Source organism: Microbispora sp. KK1-11, from assembly GCF_006874435.1.
Taxonomy (GTDB): domain Bacteria; phylum Actinomycetota; class Actinomycetes; order Streptosporangiales; family Streptosporangiaceae; genus Microbispora; species Microbispora catharanthi.
Window position 1 is genome coordinate 1 of record NZ_VIRJ01000099.1, and the last position, 1,118, is coordinate 1,118.

A 1,118-nucleotide genomic window follows, 5' to 3' on the forward strand; every position below is an offset into this window, starting at 1 on the left:
TCGTCGTCGAGGTCGACGTCGACGCCCATCTCCTCGGCGAGGCGCAGGGCCTGCTCGATGAGGGTCTCGACGATCTGTGACTCGGGGACGGTCTTGATGACCTCGCCCTTCACGAAGATCTGGCCCTTGCCGTTGCCGGAGGCGACGCCGAGGTCGGCCTCCCTGGCCTCGCCGGGGCCGTTGACCACGCAGCCCATCACGGCCACGCGCAGCGGCACGTTGAGCCCGCTCAGCCCGGCCTGCACCTGCTCGGCGAGGGTGTACACGTCCACCTGGGCGCGGCCGCAGGACGGGCAGGAGACGATCTCCAGGCCGCGCTCGCGCAGGCCCAGCGACTCGAGGATCTGCGTGCCGACCTTGACCTCCTCGACCGGAGGCGCCGACAGCGACACCCGGATGGTGTCGCCGATCCCCTCGGCCAGCAGCGCGCCGAACGCCACCGCGGACTTGATCGTGCCCTGGAAGGCCGGCCCCGCCTCGGTGACGCCGAGGTGCAGCGGGTAGTCGCAGCGCTCGGCGAGCAGCCGGTAGGCCTGGATCATGACGACCGGGTCGTTGTGCTTGACGGAGATCTTGATGTCGCGGAAGCCGTGCTCCTCGAACAGGGAGCACTCCCACAGCGCCGACTCGACCAGGGCCTCCGGGGTGGCCTTGCCGTACTTCTGCAGCAGGCGCGGGTCGAGGGAGCCGGCGTTGACGCCGATCCTGATCGGCACGCCGGCGTCGGAGGCGGCGCGGGCGATCTCGCCGACCTTGTCGTCGAACTTCTTGATGTTCCCGGGGTTCACCCGGACCGCCGCGCATCCCGCCTCGATCGCCGCGAAGACGTATTTGGGCTGGAAATGGATGTCGGCGATGACGGGGATCTTGGATTTTCTCGCGATGGCCGGCAGTGCGTCGGCGTCGTCCTGGGAGGGGACCGCGACGCGGACGATCTGGCAGCCGGCGGCGGTGAGCTCGGCGATCTGCTGCAGGGTGGCGTTGACGTCGGCGGTCAGCGTGGTGGTCATGGACTGCACCGAGACCGGCGCGTCCCCGCCGACGGGGACCGAGCCGACCATGATCTGACGTGACACCCGCCGCTTGGCGATCGGCTGGGTCCGTACGGCGGGAATCCC

At 69.9% G+C, this 1,118-nt stretch carries 1 protein-coding gene; it reads right to left on the minus strand.

The features are described from left to right. Nucleotides 1-1,115, minus strand: a 1,115-nt coding sequence (ispG, locus tag FLW16_RS42885; RefSeq protein WP_142566716.1) for a flavodoxin-dependent (E)-4-hydroxy-3-methylbut-2-enyl-diphosphate synthase, incomplete at its 3' end; no start/stop codon positions are given. Nucleotides 1,116-1,118 lie beyond the last annotated feature (3 nt).